A 15,963-nucleotide genomic window follows, 5' to 3' on the forward strand; every position below is an offset into this window, starting at 1 on the left:
GCGGGACTGCCCCGTTTTCGTTCGGGCCCATTTTCGTTCAGGCCATTTTCGTTCACTGGCATGCGGTAACAGGTTTACAGCGCATAGGGGCCTTCACCGCCGGTGCTTGCCCCGCTTCGCCCCCATATGCCGTATATTGGCCGGCCGCCCGCGCCGGACGCTGCCGGGCCGGACGCGATCCTTCTTGAAGCTAGGACGCTGGGGCAGGGCATCGGGCAGTTCGAAGCGCAAGGCCCCGTTGATCGGGTCCGCTTCGGCCAGCCGCAATTGCAGCCGCTGGCCGATCGTATATCGGTCCCCGCTCTCCACGCCCTCCAGCGCCCGCCCCGCCTCGTCAAAGAAGAAGCGCTCGTCGCCCAGGGTCGATACCGGCACCAGCCCGTCGCCGCCCAGCCCCTCGACCGTGGCGAAGAAGCCGAAGCTCTGCACCCCGGTGATCCGCGCCTCCACCAGGTCGCCGACATGCGCCGCCAGGAATGCCGCGACATAGCGGTCGATCGTCTCGCGTTCCGCCTCCATGGCGCGGCGCTCATGCTGGCTGATCATCTCGCCGACGCGGGCCATATTCTCCATATCCTCCCCGCTCAACGAGGATCGGTCGGGTATATCCCCCTTGGGCGCGGGCAGCTCCAGCCCATAGGCGCCCACCAGCGCCCGATGCACCAGCAGGTCCGCATAGCGCCGGATCGGCGAGGTGAAATGCGCATAGGACCCCAGGGCCAGCCCAAAATGCCCCTGATTGGCGGGTGCATAATAGGCCTGCGTCTGGGTGCGCAGGATCTGCTCCATGATCTGGGGCTTCTCCTCCGCTTCGCCGACCCGGGCGATCAGCCGGTTGAAGGTGGCGGGCTTCACCACCTGGCCCAGGGCGAATTCGATGTCGAAGGTCGCAAGATAGTCCTTCAGCGCCACCAGCTTGTCCCGGCTCGGCGGTTCATGGACGCGGTACATGACCGGCGCCTTCTTCGCCTCCAGCGCCTTTGCCGCCGCGACATTGGCGGCGACCATATAATCCTCGATCAGCATATGCGCGTCGAGCCGCTCGCGCACCGCGACGCTGACGATCTTGCCATATTCGTCCAGCACCACCCGCCGCTCCGGCAGGTCCAGCGCCAGCGGCTCGCGCTTGTCCCGCGCCTTGCGCAGCAACGCCCAGCAGGCCCAGAGCGGCTTCAGCGCCGTTTCCAGAAGCGGCTCATCCCGCGTGCCGTCGATCGCCGCCTGCGCGTCCTCATAGGCCAGCACCGCCGCCACCCGGATCACCGCGCGGGAAAAGCGCCAGCTCTTCATCTTGCCCGCGGCATCCAGCACAAAATGACAGGCCAGCGCCGCTCGGTCCTCCCCCGCGCGCAGCGAACACATGTCGGAGGAAAGCTGGTGCGGCAGCATGGGCACCACCAGATCGGGGAAATAGACGCTGTTGCCGCGCTTCCGCGCCTCCCGGTCCAGCGCGCTGCCCGGCCGCACATAATAGCTGACGTCCGCGATCGCGACGATCGCCTTGTAGCCGCCCTCATTGGCCGGATCATCGTCCGGCGCGGCCCAGACCGCATCATCATGGTCCCGCGCGTCGACCGGGTCTATGGCGACGATGGGCAGGTGCCGCAGATCCTCCCGCTTCTCCTCATGCAGGGGGAGTCTGGAAGCCGCCACCGCCTCTTCCTCGACCCGCTCGGAAAAGACGTGGGGAATGCCGTGCTTGTGGATGGCGATCAGGCTGAAGCTGCGCGGCGCGAAGGGATCGCCCAATATGTCCGTCACCCGCGCCGTGATCCGGGGCGGGCGCCCTACCGGCTCGGCGAGCACCAGATCGCCCTTCTTCGCCGTGCCGGGGTCCGATATCGGCGTGTCCCGCCGAATGCGCTTGTCGACCGGGCGCAGCCACAGCTTGCCGCCGTCCGCCTCCTCGACCACGCCCAGCAATTCCTCGCTCGCCTTGGCAAGCTTCTTCATCGGATGCGCGACCCAGCCGCGCCCCGCTTCCTCGGTTCGCGCCAGGATCCGGTCGCCGATCGTCAGCGCGCCCCTCTTGCCCCGCTCCACGATGCGCAGCCGGGGCGCGGGCTGCCCCTCCGCCTCCCAGCGTTCCGGCGTGGCGATCAGGGTGGTGTCGTCGACATCGACGATGCGCAGCACGGTGACCTTCGGCACGCCGCCCATCTTGTGGAAGGCCCGCGCCGGACCGATGTCGATCAGCCCTTCGTCCGCCATGTCCTTCAGCAGCGCCTTGAGCGCGATCTTCTCCTGCCCCTTGAGACCGAACGCCTTTGCGATCTCCCGCTTTCCGGCCGGCTGGTCGGATGTGGCGATGAAATCCATCACCTGCTCGCGCGTCGGGAAACCGGCGGGCCGGACCTTGGTCCGGGCGGGATCGGATTTCTTCTTCTTTTCGGTGGATGCCATGGACCAGCTATAGGGAGAGCGGTTCCGCCGCGCCAGTGCGGACCGCTTCAAAGTGTGGACCGCTTCAAATCGGGGCGGCAAGATCGGGAAGCGGATTTCGTGGAGTATCCGACCGGGTGGACAGGGAAGGCCTGAAGGGCTGCCTTCTCTCAAGCGCGCCCCGTGCTCCTGCGCAGGCAGGAGCCCAGTCCTGCCCTTGGTGAATCATCGCAACAGCTGAACTGGACTCCTGCCTGCGCAGGAGCACAGGACGCTCAATGGCCAATAACGCCCATCACCGCCAAAGCCCCAGCAACAGCGCCGCCAGTCCGTGCTCGTCGGGTTTTGCGACCCGCGGCGCGCCATAGCCCCGGCACTCCAGGCAATCGGCCCGCACGCCCGCGCCGCTCACCAGCGCGCGCACATCGGCAATGGCCTGCAATGCCCAGTTCCGCTGCACGATCGCCTGCCGCCCCAGCAGGTCGCGTCCGACCATGGCAGACGACGTCCCGGCATCATCCTCATCCTCCCGATCGATGATCGACTGGACGAATTCGGCGAACTTGTCGGGTTCCTTGGCGATGCGATAGGGCTTGGCCTTGGCCGGATCGACCTTTGCCAGCTTCGCCGCCTCGGCAATCGCCTCCTCCAGCCCGCCGAAGCGATCCACCAGCCCGATCTGCCGCGCCGTGCCGCCGTCCCAGACGCGACCCTGCGCGATGGCGTCGATCTGCTGGGGGGTCTTGCGCCGCGATTGCGCGACCAGCCCGACGAAGCGGCCGTAAATATCCTCGACCCCCATCTGCATGATCCGGTCGAATTCCGGTGTCGTGCCGCCGGCAATGTCCGGCTGGCCCGACAGCGGCGTCGTCTTCACCCCGTCCGTGGTGACGCCCATCTTCGCCAGCGTTCCCTCGAAACTGGGTATGATGCCGAACACGCCGATCGATCCGGTGATCGTATCGGGCTCCGCAAAGATCACATCGGCAGGCGTCGACACCCAATAGCCGCCGCTCGCCGCCACATTGCCCATCGATACCACGACGGGCAGTCCCTCGGATTTCGCTTCCATGATGGCGCTGCGGATCTTCTCCGACGCCATGACCGATCCGCCGGGCGAATCGACCCGGACCACCAGCGCCTTCAGATCCTTTTCCGCCAGCGTCTTGCGCAGCAGCGCCGAAATCGTGTCGCCCGCCGCCGTGCCCGGCCCGGCCTCGCCATCGACGATGTCGCCGGCAATGGTCAGCACGCCGATATCCCCGCCATTGGCGGGCTTGTGCGCCTTCATGTAGTTGCCAAGGTCGATGGCCGCGAAGTCGCCCGCCTTGTCGTCCGGTGCATCGCCCACGATCTCGGCCACCCGCGCGCCGAACGCCGCTTCGTCGCCCATCCTGTCGACCAGCCCGGCGCCCATCGCCGCCTTCGCCAGATTGCCGCCAGCGGCCTCGGCCAGGCTCGCAGGATCACGCACATAGGCCGCCAGCCTGGCCTTGGGCCGGGCCTTTGCGACTTCCTGCTGCCAATCTTCCCAAAGCGCGTCCGCCAGCGCCTGGTTGGCCTGTTTCGCTTCGGGGGACTGATCGGTCCGCGTGAAGGGCTCGACGAAGCTCTTGTAGGTGCCGACGCGATAGACATGGGTGTTGACGCCCAGCTTGTCGATCAGCCCCTTGTAATAGAGCCCTGAACCGCCGCGCCCGACGATGGCGACGCCGCCCAGCGGGTCCACCCAGCTTTCGCTCGCATGCGTGGCCAGTTGATAGCTGTCGTCGCTGTAGATGGTCGCATAGGCGAAGACCGGCTTCTTCGCCGCGCGCACCGCGTCCAGCGCCTTGCCGACCCGCGCCAGTGCGACCTGGCCGCCGCCCATGAAGCCGTCCAGGTTCAGCACGACGGCCTTCACCTTCCGGTCGTCCCGCGCGGCATCCAGCGCGGCGACGATGTCGGCCAGCCCATATTCCTTCGCCCGGTCGTTCCGGCCGGTCAGCAGCGCCATCGGATCGACTTCCGACGGCTGCTCGACGATGGTCCCGTCCAGTTTCAGCAGCAGCGCGCCGCTGCCGACGCTCTGCGCGGGTTTGGGCGACCAGGACAGGGCGGCATAGAGCGCCCCGAAGAACATCAGCAGGAACAGCAGTACCAACCCGTCCTTGATGGCGACCAATATGCGCCACATGCCCTTCACAAATGCCAAGTTGCCGGTTCCTTCCTTCAGCTCCTGCCTGGGCTATCCCATCGACGGACCGACTGCAATGTGGGGGCGTGCGGGGACCGCGCAAGCTTGCGTCGGATATTTCCGGCGCTATGGGAGGGCGCAATTCTTCGCTTCTCGTGCAGGAGACACGCTTCATGCCCACGCTCGTCCTCATCCGTCATGGCCAGTCGGCCTGGAACCTTGAAAACCGCTTCACCGGCTGGTGGGACGTGGACGTGACCGAAAAGGGCGCGGAGGAAGCCCGCGCCGCGGGCCGCCTGCTCAGGGAAAAGGGGCTGGATTTCGACCAGTGCTACACCTCCGTCCAGACCCGCGCGATCAAGACGCTGAACCTGGTGCTGGAGGAAATGGGCCGCCTGTGGCTGCCGGTCGAGAAGGACTGGCGCCTCAACGAGCGTCATTATGGCGGCCTCACCGGCCTCAACAAGGCGGAGACGGCGGCCAGGCATGGTGACGATCAGGTGAAGATCTGGCGCCGCAGCTTCGACACGCCGCCGCCGCCGCTGGAGGCGGGCAGCGAATTCGACCTGTCGAAGGACCGCCGCTATGCCGGCATCGCCATTCCGTCCACGGAATCGCTGAAGGACACCATCGCCCGCGTCCTGCCCTATTGGGAGGAGCGCATCGCCCCCGACCTCAAGGCCGGCAAGCGCGTCGTCATCTCTGCCCATGGCAATTCGCTCCGCGCTCTGGTGAAGCACCTCTCCAACATTCCGGACGATGAGATCACCGAACTGGAAATCCCCACCGGCCAGCCCATCGTCTACGACCTCGACGACGACCTGGCGGCCAGGGACCGCTATTATCTTTCGGAGCGGTAAAAATCCGACCTGCTCCCGCGCGGGGCGGCTGATGGGGTGGAACGAACCAAAATCCCGCATTGCCCCCCGCCAGTCCTCCCGCTAAGGGGCTTTGCTTTCCGCATTGGCAGGGAAGTGCGAAGCGAATGACCGGGGCAGTCGAAGCCGTGCAAGTCGGTATCATCATGGGCAGCCGATCCGATTGGGAAACGATGCGGCACGCGTCGGAAACGCTCGATGCGCTCGGCGTAACCCATGAATGCAAGGTCGTCTCCGCCCACCGCACGCCCCAGCGTCTCTACGATTATGCCACGGGCGCGGTCGGCCGGGGGCTGAGGGTCATCATCGCCGGCGCCGGCGGGGCGGCGCATCTCCCCGGCATGACCGCATCGATGACGCGCCTGCCCGTGCTGGGCGTGCCCGTGGAGTCCAAGGCGTTGAAGGGCATGGACAGCCTGCTGTCCATTGTTCAGATGCCGGGCGGCGTTCCCGTCGGCACGCTCGCCATCGGCAAGCCGGGCGCGATCAACGCCGCGCTGTTCGCCGCCTCCATCCTCGCCACGACGGACGCGGCGCTGGCGCAGCGTCTCGACGCCTGGCGCGAAAAGCAGACCAACGACGTAGCGGACACGCCCGAATAAGATGACCACCATCCCGCCCGGCTCCACCATCGGCATCCTCGGCGGCGGCCAGTTGGGCCGCATGATCGCCATCGCCGCCGCGCAGCTTGGCTATCGCACGCACATCTATGCGCCGGAAGGCAGCGGCCCCGCCGCCGATGTCTCGCCGCGCTGGACCCAGGGCGCCTATGAGGATGCCGATGCGCTGGCGGCCTTCGCCGACAGCGTCGACGTCGTCACCTATGAGTTCGAGAATATCGATCCCTCGGCGGTCGAAGTCCTCGCCACCCACGGCCTCGTCCGCCCCGGCGCCCATGCGCTGCGGGTCGCGCAGGACCGCCTGGCGGAAAAGCGCTTCGTCTGCGACCTGGGCGGCCTGACGGCGCCCTTCGCCCCGGTCGACAGCCTCGACGACCTTGAAGAGGCGCTCGACCAGATCGGCAGCCGCGCGATCCTCAAGACCAATCGCATGGGCTATGACGGCAAGGGGCAGGCGCGCCTTTCCGACCCCGGCGACGCGGTCGGCGCATGGAACGCCATCGGCCGCCAGAGCGCCATATTGGAGGGCTTCGTCACTTTCGCGGAGGAATTTTCCGTCATCCTCGTCCGCAGCGCGCAGGGCGACATCCGCTTCTGGGACAGCGCCGTCAATGTCCACAAGGACGGCATTCTGGACAGTTCGACGGTTCCGGCCGGCCCGCTGATCGAAGGCCAGCTTGCCGAAGCCCGCGCCCTCGCGTCGAAAGTCGCCGAAGCGCTCGACTATGTCGGCGTCCTGACGCTGGAATTCTTCGCCAGCGCCGACGGCCCGGTCTTCAACGAAATGGCCCCACGCGTCCACAATAGCGGCCACTGGACCATCGAAGGCGCGGTGACCAGCCAGTTCGAAAACCATGTCCGCGCGATCTGCGGCCTGCCGCTGGGCGACACCGGCCTTGCCGCGGCAAGGGTCGAGATGCGCAACCTGATCGGGGTCGAGGCCAATGACTGGCTTCAGATCCTGTCCGACCCGGCCAATCATCTGCACCTCTATGGCAAGCATGAGGCACGCCCCGGCCGCAAAATGGGCCATGTCACGCGCCTGACCCTCTGATCGACCAGCCGCTCTCGCCAGTGTCCGGCGGGCAAATAGCCGGTCCCGTCCCCTGTCAGGGCCCTTCTCTTCTTCCTGAAGGGCGTTAGGTAAGGCCCATGACCAGCTCATCCGAAATCGTCCTCATCCTTGCCCGCGCCGACAATGGCGTGATCGGCAAGGATGGCGACCTGCCCTGGCGCCTGCCCGCCGACCTGAAGCATTTCAAGGCGCTCACCCTCGGGCACCCGATGATCATGGGGCGCAAGACCTTCGATAGCCTGCCCGGCCTCCTTCCCGGCCGCCGCCATATCGTCCTCACCCGCGACCAAGGCTGGACGGGGGAGGGGGCGGAAACCGCCCATGGCCCGCACGAAGCCATCGCCATGGCCGGCGCCTCCATGGCTGCCGTCATCGGCGGCGCGGATATCTATGGTCTCTTCCTCCCGCTCGCGCACCGCATCGAACTCACCGAAGTCCATGCCGACGTGGACGGCGACACCCGCATCGCCTATCCCGACCCCGCTGAATGGCGGGAAAGCGCGCGGCAGGACCATCCGGCCGAAAATGGCCGCCCCGCCTACAGCTTCGTCACTTTCCATCGCAGGGCAGGCGCCGCCGCGCATTGCCAGCGGCCGGACGCGCCCCTATAGCGCCCCCCATGGAGCGGCTGCACAGCAGCGCCCCGATGCCCGCCCATCTGCGCGGCAGCATCATGGCGCTGGGGAATTTCGACGGATTTCACGCCGGGCACCAGGCCGTGGCCCGCCGCGCCATGGATCTTGCCCGCGCGCAGGGCCGCCCGGCGATCATCGCCACCTTCGATCCGCATCCGATGCGGCTCTTTCGCCCGGAAACACCCTGGTTCCGCCTGACCAGCCTGAACCAGCGCGAACGCCTCTTCGCCCGGGCCGGCGCCGACGCCATGCTGGTGTTCGACTTCACCCGCGAACTGGCCGCGCTGGACCCGCTGTCCTTCGTCCGCCTGCTGGTCGAATGGGGCGTGGCCGGCGTCGTCACCGGGGAGGATTTCACCTTCGGCAAGGATCGCGCTGGCTCCACCCAAACCCTTGCGGAACTGGGCGGCCCCCTTGGCCTCGTCGCCCAGGCCGTGCCGCCCGTCACCGGCACGGACGGCGGGATCATCTCCTCCACCGGCATCCGCAAGGCGCTCCAGTCCGGCGACTGCGCGACCGCCACCCGCCTGCTGACGCGCCCCTTCGCGATTGAAGGCGTGGTCCAGCATGGCGACAAGCTTGGGCGCACCATCGGCTTTCCCACGGCCAATATTGACCTCGGCCATTATCTGCGGCCCCGCTACGGCATCTACGCGGTGCGCGGGCTTCTCCCCGACGGCAGGGTGCTGGACGGCGCGGCCAATCTGGGCATCCGCCCCAGCTTCGATCCGCCCAAGGAACTGCTGGAGCCGCATTTCTTCGACTTCGCCGAAAACCTCTATGATCAGGTCATCGAGGTCCAGCTCATCCACTTCCTCCGACCCGAAGCCAGATATGACGGCCTCGACCCGCTGATGGCGGCGATCGCGAAGGATTGCGAGGACGCACGGCAAATCCTTGCGGGAACGCCACACCTCGCCTAATGCCGCGCGGTTGAATTAACGCGCGCGGACCCAAATGACCGACCAGCCTAGCCAAGAAACCAAAGATTATAAGAGCACCGTTTTCCTGCCCGTCACCGACTTTCCGATGAAAGCGGGTCTCGCGCAGAAGGAACCGGCCATTCTCGCGCGCTGGGAGGAAATGGACCTTTACGGCAAGCTGCGCGATCGGCGGAAGGGCCGGACGCGCTTCATCCTCCACGACGGCCCGCCCTATGCCAATGGCGACATTCATATGGGCCATGCGATGAACAAGGTGCTGAAGGACATCATCGTCCGCAGCCAGTCGCTGCTCGGCAAGGACGCGCCCTATGTCCCCGGCTGGGACTGCCACGGCCTTCCGATCGAATGGAAGATCGAGGAGGAATATCGCAAGAAGAAGCAGAACAAGGACGAGGTTGCGCCCCAAGAATTCCGCGCCCAGTGCCGCGCCTATGCGGACAAGTGGGTGGGCGTGCAGAAGGAACAGTTCAAGCGCCTTGGCGTCATGGGCGATTGGGACGATCCCTATCTCACCATGAAGTTCGACGCCGAAGCCACGATCGTCGGCGAACTGCTGAAATTCGCGGAAAGCGGCCAGCTCTATCGCGGCGCCAAGCCCGTCATGTGGTCCCCGGTCGAAAAGACCGCGCTGGCCGAGGCGGAGGTCGAATATGAAGACATCGTCTCGACCCAGATCGACGTGGCGTTCGAGATCGTGGAAGCGCCCGAGGTGCCAAAACTTATCGGCGCTTTTGCGGTAATCTGGACCACGACGCCTTGGACGATCCCGGTTAACCAAGCCCTCGCGTATAATGATTCATTTGAGAAAACAGATTACGACGCCTGCTACGGTGTCTTCAAGGCCTCGGATGGTCGGCGATATGTTCTTTCCAAGGCATTGGCTGATGCGTTTTCGGCGCGAACTGGACTCGAACTCGATCTTGAAACAACGCTCTCGGACGACGCGCTGAAGGGAGCAGTCGCCCGCCACCCGATGCACGCCCTCGGCGGCTTCTTCGCCAAGCCCCGCCCATTCCTCGCAGGTGATTTCGTCACCACCGACGCGGGCACCGGCCTAGTCCACATGGCGCCCGACCATGGCGAGGACGACTTCGCGCTCTGCAAGGCGAACGGCATCAACCCGGTCTTCGCCGTCGAGAATGACGGCAAATATCGCGAGGACTGGCTCTGGCTTGGCGGTCAGGGATCGGTCATCAACCCGAAATTCGTCAGCAAGGACGGCCCGATCTGCTCGGACCTGCGCGAAGCCGGCGGGCTGCTGGCCGCGTCCGACGATTTCAAGCACAGCTATCCCCATAGCTGGCGCTCCAAGGCGAAGATCATCTTCCGCTGCACCCCCCAATGGTTCATCCCGATGGACCAGCGGCAGGCGGGCGCGGTGGTCGAAGCGGGCGAGGGCATCCTGCCCACCCCGATCGTCACCAACGACCCGACCCTGCGCGAACTGGCGCTCGACGCGATCGAACACACCCGCTGGGTGCCGGAACGCTCGACCAACCGCATCCGCTCGATGGTGGAGGGCCGCCCCGACTGGGTGATCAGCCGCCAGCGCGCCTGGGGCGTGCCCATCGCGCTCTATGTTCATCGCAAGACCGGCGAATATCTTGTTGATAAGGCGGTCAATGCCCGCATCATAGAGGCATTCAAGGGCGCAGGTGCCGACGCCTGGTTCGGCGCCGACCATCAGGCGCTGCTCGGCCCCGATTACGACCTCAACGACTATGAGGTGGTGAACGACATTCTCGACGTCTGGTTCGACAGCGGCTCGACCCACAGCTTCGTGGTGGAAGGCCGCTATGGCCCCGATGCCCGCGCCGACCTCTATCTCGAAGGCTCCGACCAGCATCGCGGCTGGTTCCAGTCGTCCCTGCTGGAGAGCAGCGGCACCCGCGGCCGCGCGCCCTATGACGCCGTCCTCACCCACGGTTTCGCGCTGGACGGGCAGGGCCGCAAGATGTCGAAGAGCCTCGGCAATGTGGTCGACCCGCTGAAGATCATCGCCGAAAGCGGCTCCGACATTCTCCGCGTCTGGGTCGCCAGCACCGACTATTTCGACGACGTCCGCATCGGCAAGGAAGTGCTGGCCGGCTCCTCCGACGCCTATCGGAAATTACGCAATACTTTCCGTTACCTGCTCGGCGCTCTTTCTGATTTCTCCGAAGAGGAGAGGTTGCCCGTCGCTCAGATGCCGGAACTGGAGCGCTACATGCTCCATCTGCTGGCAAAGCTCGACGCCGATCTCCGCAGCGTGGTCGACAAGGCGGCCGACAGCGAGAACTGGCTGGAATTCAGCCGCTACACCCGCGCGCTGATGGATTTCGCGAACAGCGACCTTTCGGCCTTCTTCTTCGATATCCGCAAGGACTGCCTCTATTGCGACGCGAAGGCGGACCCGAAGCGCCGCGCCTACCGCACCGTGCTCGACACGCTGTTCCACGCACTGGTCCGCTACGCCGCGCCGATCATCCCCTTCACGGCTGAGGAAGTGTGGCAAAGTCGCTATCCAAACCCCGAAGAAAGCGTCCATTTCCTTGAATGGCCGGAGGTCGATGCCGCCTGGCTCGACCAGGGTCTGGATGACAAATGGGCCGAAATCCGCAACCAGCGCGATCAGGTCAACGAAGCCATAGAGCCGCTGCGCCGCGAAAAGATCATCCGCTCCAGCCTGGAGGCCGATGTCACCATGGGCCAGTTGGTCCCCAGTGACGGTGTGAACTTCGCCGAAATCGCCATCGTTGCCCGTATCGAAACGGGCAAGGGCGACGGCATCATCGTTCAGCCAAGCGAATGGCACAAATGCGGCCGCTGCTGGCGCCTGCTGCCCGAAGTCCAGGAAGACGGCACGCTTTGTCAGCGTTGTGACGAGGTGCTCGCCGGATAAAACTTCCTTCTGTCCTACAGCCGGATTCCTCGGCTATAGCCCTGACGACGCAGGCTGTGGCGAGTGAACAAGACAATAATGGCGTTTTTCTGGGGTTCTATCGTGTCACCTATGTCGCTCAAATCCGTGCCGGTTCAGCGCTGATGGCCGCCGTCAACCACCGCCCCCTGGGCCTGGCCGTCGCGATCGTCACGCTGGTGCTGGACCAACTGGTCAAATATACGGTCACCTATCCGCTGGCGCTGAAAAGCCGGATGGACGAGGGCATAGAGATCCTGCCGATCTTCCGCCTGCGCTGGCTGGAAAATCGCGGCGTTTCCATGGGCTTCTTCCACGCCGACACCAACCTGATGCGCTGGATACTCGTCGGCATGACCATGCTGATCGCGGGCTTCGTGGCAGTGTGGATGTGGCGCGAAAAGGCGCGTCAGGACGTTGTCGCGCTTGGGCTGGTGCTGGGCGGCGCCATCGGCAATATCGTCGATCGCATGCGCCTTGGCTATGTGGTTGATTATGCCGACCTGCATTTCGGCGAGTGGCGACCTTTCCTGATTTTCAACCTGGCCGACGCGGCCATCACTTTCGGCGTGCTGATCCTGCTTGCGCGGGCGCTTCTGCTGCGCGAGAAGGGCGCAAAGACGGAGTCAATGAACTGATGCGTAAACTGATCCTCGCCGCTGGCCTGATTTCGATGCTGTCCGCTTGCGGCGGTGGCGGCGGCCTCTTCAACCGTTCACGTCCCGACGAATTCGCCGTTTCGCGTCAGGCTCCGCTGGTGATCCCGCCTGACTTCGCGCTGGTTCCGCCCGCGCCCGGCACGCCTGCCGCGGCCTCCGTCGATTCGAGCAAGGCTGCGATGGAGGCGATGTTCGGTGGTCCCGCCGCCCGCAGCCCGGGCGAAAGTGCCACGCTGAACGCCGCCGGGCGCGCCAACGCGGCTGCCGGCATCCGTTCTTCCGTCGGTGATCCTGCAACCGAAGTGGTCGACAAGGGCGCCACTACCCGCGACATCATCGCCGCTCCCGAAGGTGACGGCCAGGACGCGCGCGCGGCCACGCCGCAATAATCGGTCAGCGGGATTCAGGGCTGGTTCTCGACGAAATCCTTGAACCGGCCCAAAGTCCCGTCCCACTGGCTTTCGACCTTCGCGAGCCAATCCCTGGCCTCTGCAACGCCCTTGGGCCGTAAACGGAACAGCGCCTCCCGTCCCGACCTGGTCCGGTTGACCAGCCCGGCGCCGAGCAGGACGTCCAGATGCTTGGCCACCGCCTGACGGCTGATCGGCAATCCGTGGCCCAACTGACCGATCGAACGCTCTCCCCCATCGGAAAGGCGGCCGATCAGGTCCAGCCGCGTCGCATCGCCCAGGGCCGCGAACAGCCGGGCCGGCGCAGCGTCAACGTTCGGCATAATCGCGAATATTCTTCACCTGCTCGGTCCAGCCGCCGTCATTGTCCCGCATGACATTACTCCGGCGTGGTTCGGGTACCCCGTCGAACCCGCTTTCCCTGACGGTCAGCCGCGTGCCCGCCGCGACCGGCTCCAATATGAACTCGACCAGCGTCCATTCGGCCACGGCTACGCCGCTTTCCATCAATTGCTTGTCGCCTCCGGTCGCCGGCCATTCATAGGCGAATCGCGTCATCGGCTCGATCGCCACGACCCGCGCTTCCCAGCGATAATCCTCATATCCCGGATAGGTCATGTGCCCGGTCGATGCCTGACCCACGACAAAGGGCTGGTCCAGCGCAACCCGGAACCAGCTTCCGAACTTTTTATGATCGATCAGCGCATCCCACACCCTCTCGACGGGCGCAGCGATCTCTATCGTCTTGATGATGGAATCAGGCATATAGGCAACCTCCAGATTGCCTATATAGACTTTCAAGCAGATCATGCAACCCTATGGTTGCCTATTACGCCCGAACTTCGCTCCCTATGCCAGCGCTGTTGTGACGCAGCGCGGTCAGCACGGTGTCGACAATGGCACTCGCGTCCAGCCGCGCGTCGGCATATTGCTTTTCCGGCTTGTCCTGGTCCTGGAAGACGTCAGGCAGCCGCATGGTCCGCAATTTGAGGCCGTTGTCGATCAGTCCCTGGTCGCTGGCCAGCGTCAGCACATGGGCACCAAGGCCGCCAACAGACCCTTCCTCGATGGTCACGGCGACCTCATGCGTGGTCAACAATCTGCGGATCAGCGCTTCGTCCAGCGGCTTGGCGAAGCGCAGATCCGCAACGGTGGCGGACAGCCCCTTGGCCTCCAGCGTTTCCGCGGCCTTCAGCGCTTCCTCCAGCCGGGTACCGAGTGACAGGATCGCCACTTGCCGTCCCTCCCGTACGATCCTGCCCTTGCCGATTTCCAGCCTTTCCGGCGTGGCGGGCAGGGCGACGCCCGTGCCGTTGCCGCGCGGATAGCGCACCGCAATCGGCCCCTCGTCGTACAGGGCGCAGCTATGCACCATATGGACCAGTTCCGCCTCGTCCGCTGCCGCCATCACGACGAAATTGGGCAGGCTGGCGAGATAGGTCACGTCAAAGCTGCCGGCATGGGTCGATCCGTCGGCGCCGACCAGGCCGGCGCGGTCGATGGCGAAGCGCACCGGCAGATTCTGGATCGCCACGTCATGCACGACCTGATCATAGGCGCGCTGCAGGAAGGTCGAATAAATGGCGCAGAAGGGCCGCATGCCCTGCGCGGCAAGCCCGGCTGCGAAGGTTACGGCATGCTGTTCGGCAATGCCGACGTCGAAGGTCCGGTCGGGAAAGGCGGCGCCGAACTTGTCCAGCCCGGTTCCCGAAGGCATGGCCGCCGTGATCGCGCATATCGTCGGGTCGCGTTGTGCCTCAGCGATCAGCGCCTGGGCGAAGACGCCGGTATAGCTCGGCGGGCCGGGGGGAGCCTTGTCCTGCGTGCCGGTGACGACGTCGAACTTCTGAACGCCATGATATTTGTCCGCCGCTGCTTCGGCCGGGGCATAGCCCTTGCCCTTCTGCGTCACGACATGGACGAGGCACGGCCCCTCCGCCGCGTCGCGGACATTTTCCAGCACCGGGATCAACTGGTCGAGATTATGCCCGTCGATCGGCCCGACATAATAGAATCCCAGTTCCTCGAACAGCGTGCCGCCCATCGCCATGCCGCGCGCAAATTCGTCGGTCTTGCGCGCCGCGTTGTGAAGCGGGCGCGGAAGGCGCCGCGCGAGCCGCTTGGCAAGGTCGCGCAGGCCCAGAAACTCCCGGCTGGACACCAGCCGCGCCAGATAGGCGGAAAGGCCGCCGACCGGCGGTGCGATCGACATGTCATTGTCGTTGAGGATCACGATCAGCCGGTTGCCGGCCTCCCGGGCGTTGTTCATCGCCTCATAGGCCATGCCCGCCGACATGGAGCCGTCGCCAATGACGGCGATCGCCTTGCCGGGCTGGCCCTTCATCCTGTTCGCCACCGCAAAGCCGAGGGCCGCGCTGATCGAGGTGGAGCTGTGCGCCGCGCCGAACGGATCGAACTCGCTCTCCGCCCGCTTGGTGAAGCCGCTGAGGCCGCCGCCCTGCCGCAGCGTGCGGATGCGGTCGCGCCGCCCGGTCAGGATCTTGTGCGGATAGCATTGATGGCCGACGTCCCACACCAGCCTGTCGTTCGGCGTGTCGAACACATAATGAATCGCCGTGGTCAGTTCCACCACGCCAAGGCCGGAGCCCAGATGACCGCCCGTCACGCCGACGGCGGAAATCATCTCCTGCCGCAATTCATCGGCCAGTTGCCGAAGCTGACCCGATTGCAGCTTTCGCAGGTCCGCGGGCCAGACGACCTGGTCGAGCAGCGGGGTGGAAGGACGATCGTTCATATAAGACATAGACTCCCGGCCGCGCTAAGCCGTTCCGATTCGAAGCGCAACGCCATCACGCGGCGCATCTGGCGCAGAGGCCCAATATCTCGATGACGGGTCGATCCGGGTGAAAACCCTCGCCGCGGGCGACGGCGCGGACCTTGTCCGTCACCTTGTCGTCGTCGACATGCGCCGCCTGCTTGCAGCGGGTGCAGACGAGGAAGATGCAGTCATGGTGACAGCCCGGATGCGCATTGGCGATATAGGCATTGGCGCTTTCCACCCGCATCGCGATGTTGTTGTTCACGAACAGGTCGAGGATGCGATAGACGCTGTTGGGGGCGACCCGCTTGCCACGCGCCTTGGATACGCTGTCGGCGATGTCATAGGCTGATGCCGGGGTATTTTGCGCTGCCAGAGCGTCGAAAATGGCTGCGCGCATCGGCGTCCATTGCTCCTGGCTCGCCTCCAGCGTGGCGCGGGCTGCATCCGCCAGGCTGTCGCCTGACGGTTCAAGATGGTCATGATGATGATGATCGGCCATGGGT

At 65.3% G+C, this 15,963-nt stretch carries 14 protein-coding genes; 8 read left to right on the forward strand and 6 right to left on the reverse strand.

All coding sequences use genetic code 11. The annotated features are described in order from the left end of the window. Positions 1–93: 93 nt before the first annotated feature. Together rnr and sppA are read right to left on the reverse strand one after the other, a co-directional pair. On the reverse strand, positions 94–2,403 hold the full coding sequence (gene rnr / locus MRBLMA1_RS00935) for a ribonuclease R (protein ID WP_363735362.1): 2,310 nt from the start codon (positions 2,401–2,403) through the stop codon (positions 94–96). A 274-nt stretch (positions 2,404–2,677) separates the two neighbouring features. Then, on the reverse strand, positions 2,678–4,576 hold the full coding sequence (gene sppA, locus MRBLMA1_RS00940; protein WP_363734531.1) for a signal peptide peptidase SppA: 1,899 nt from the start codon (positions 4,574–4,576) through the stop codon (positions 2,678–2,680). A 155-nt stretch (positions 4,577–4,731) separates the two neighbouring features. Between sppA and gpmA the strand changes: the two genes are divergently transcribed. The 8 genes from gpmA to MRBLMA1_RS00980 all read left to right on the forward strand — a co-directional run bounded on the left by gpmA (position 4,732) and on the right by MRBLMA1_RS00980 (position 12,657). Next, positions 4,732–5,418, forward strand: a complete 687-nt coding sequence (gpmA, locus tag MRBLMA1_RS00945; RefSeq protein ID WP_363734532.1) for a 2,3-diphosphoglycerate-dependent phosphoglycerate mutase — start codon at positions 4,732–4,734, stop codon at positions 5,416–5,418. Positions 5,419–5,543: 125 nt separating this feature from the next. Continuing rightward, a complete protein-coding gene (purE, locus tag MRBLMA1_RS00950; RefSeq protein WP_363734533.1) occupies positions 5,544–6,038 on the forward strand; it encodes a 5-(carboxyamino)imidazole ribonucleotide mutase in 495 nt (164 codons plus the stop codon). A 1-nt stretch (position 6,039) separates the two neighbouring features. Then, complete coding sequence (locus MRBLMA1_RS00955; protein ID WP_363734534.1) at positions 6,040–7,110, forward strand: 5-(carboxyamino)imidazole ribonucleotide synthase; 1,071 nt, start codon at positions 6,040–6,042, stop codon at positions 7,108–7,110. 98 nt (positions 7,111–7,208) lie between these two features. Continuing rightward, on the forward strand, positions 7,209–7,742 hold the full coding sequence (locus MRBLMA1_RS00960; protein WP_363734535.1) for a dihydrofolate reductase: 534 nt from the start codon (positions 7,209–7,211) through the stop codon (positions 7,740–7,742). An 8-nt stretch (positions 7,743–7,750) separates the two neighbouring features. Then, positions 7,751–8,689, forward strand: coding sequence for a bifunctional riboflavin kinase/FAD synthetase (locus MRBLMA1_RS00965; protein WP_363734536.1), 939 nt, complete (start codon positions 7,751–7,753; stop codon positions 8,687–8,689). Positions 8,690–8,723: 34 nt separating this feature from the next. Continuing rightward, positions 8,724–11,591, forward strand: a complete 2,868-nt coding sequence (gene ileS, locus MRBLMA1_RS00970) for an isoleucine--tRNA ligase (RefSeq protein ID WP_363734537.1) — start codon at positions 8,724–8,726, stop codon at positions 11,589–11,591. Between the two features lie 143 nt (positions 11,592–11,734). After that, positions 11,735–12,247, forward strand: a complete 513-nt coding sequence (gene lspA, locus MRBLMA1_RS00975; RefSeq protein WP_363735363.1) for a signal peptidase II — start codon at positions 11,735–11,737, stop codon at positions 12,245–12,247. Next, entirely contained in the window at positions 12,247–12,657 is a 411-nt protein-coding gene (locus MRBLMA1_RS00980) for a DUF3035 domain-containing protein (RefSeq protein WP_133652272.1), read from the forward strand. Before lspA ends, MRBLMA1_RS00980 begins: the two co-directional genes overlap by 1 nt. 14 nt (positions 12,658–12,671) lie before the next feature. Here the strand turns inward: MRBLMA1_RS00980 and MRBLMA1_RS00985 are convergent, their stop codons facing one another. The 4 genes from MRBLMA1_RS00985 to MRBLMA1_RS01000 all read right to left on the reverse strand — a co-directional run bounded on the left by MRBLMA1_RS00985 (position 12,672) and on the right by MRBLMA1_RS01000 (position 15,959). Beyond that, complete coding sequence (locus MRBLMA1_RS00985) at positions 12,672–13,001, reverse strand: ArsR/SmtB family transcription factor (RefSeq protein ID WP_363734538.1); 330 nt, start codon at positions 12,999–13,001, stop codon at positions 12,672–12,674. Continuing rightward, complete coding sequence (locus MRBLMA1_RS00990; protein ID WP_363734539.1) at positions 12,988–13,443, reverse strand: SRPBCC family protein; 456 nt, start codon at positions 13,441–13,443, stop codon at positions 12,988–12,990. The genes MRBLMA1_RS00985 and MRBLMA1_RS00990 overlap by 14 nt, the downstream gene beginning before the upstream one ends. Positions 13,444–13,507: 64 nt before the next feature. Further along, entirely contained in the window at positions 13,508–15,442 is a 1,935-nt protein-coding gene (gene dxs / locus MRBLMA1_RS00995; protein ID WP_363734540.1) for a 1-deoxy-D-xylulose-5-phosphate synthase, read from the reverse strand. 46 nt (positions 15,443–15,488) lie between these two features. Continuing rightward, complete coding sequence (locus MRBLMA1_RS01000; RefSeq protein WP_363734541.1) at positions 15,489–15,959, reverse strand: Fur family transcriptional regulator; 471 nt, start codon at positions 15,957–15,959, stop codon at positions 15,489–15,491. Between the last annotated feature and the right edge of the window lie 4 nt (positions 15,960–15,963).

The organism is Sphingobium sp. LMA1-1-1.1 (assembly GCF_040676365.1).
Classification (GTDB): Bacteria; Pseudomonadota; Alphaproteobacteria; order Sphingomonadales; family Sphingomonadaceae; genus Sphingobium.